This window comes from Burkholderia sp. ABCPW 14 (genome assembly GCF_001523835.1).
GTDB classification, from domain to species: Bacteria; Pseudomonadota; Gammaproteobacteria; order Burkholderiales; family Burkholderiaceae; genus Burkholderia; species Burkholderia mayonis.
This window is the reverse complement of the sequence record NZ_LOVS01000183.1, coordinates 1-607: the sequence shown is the minus strand read 5'-3', so window position 1 is coordinate 607 and position 607 is coordinate 1. Positions and strand designations below refer to the sequence as shown.

Genomic DNA, 607 nt, shown 5'->3' with positions numbered 1-607 from the left:
CGCGCCCCGCGTCAATATCCCGCTTCCGACAGGTTCGTCGCTCCTGCAACGTCGATTTTGAAACTTGTGTCATGCCGCCGTTACGTGACGCCGCCGGAAAAGCGCGGATTTTGACCGCCATCGACAACGGTGGAACGGCTGATGAAACGGCTGGGTCTGCGCGGTGCCGTTCGCGGTAAGCGAGTCCGGACGACGATTCCCGATGCCGCCGTACCGCGTCCGCTGGACCGGGTGAATCGGCAGTTCACGGCTAACCGACCGAATCAGTTGTGGGTTTCTGATTTCACCTATGTTTCGACGTGGCAGGGCTGGCTGTACGTGGCCTTCGTGGTGGACGTGTTCGCCCGCCGCATCGTCGGCTGGCGCGTCAGTTCTTCCATGACCACGGACTTCGTTCTGGATGCACTTGAACAGGCGCTGTACGCTCGCCGGCCGGGAGGCGATGGAACCTTGATCCACCACTCCGACAGAGGATCGCAAGGCGGATTCAACCGGTCGTCGCAACACCGCATTTTTGAACGGATTTCAGGTACTCGTCCAGAGCTTCAGCCGGCGTCTTCCAGCCGAGCGTTTTCCGGGGCCTGGTGTTCAACGTATTGGCAACGGC

At 60.8% G+C, this 607-nt stretch carries 1 pseudogene; it reads left to right on the top strand.

The annotated features are described in order from the left end of the window. Positions 1-126: 126 nt before the first annotated feature. Positions 127-480 (top strand): annotated as a pseudogene (locus WS62_RS35190) (DDE-type integrase/transposase/recombinase); the annotation flags it as partial. Positions 481-607: the final 127 nt, after the last annotated feature.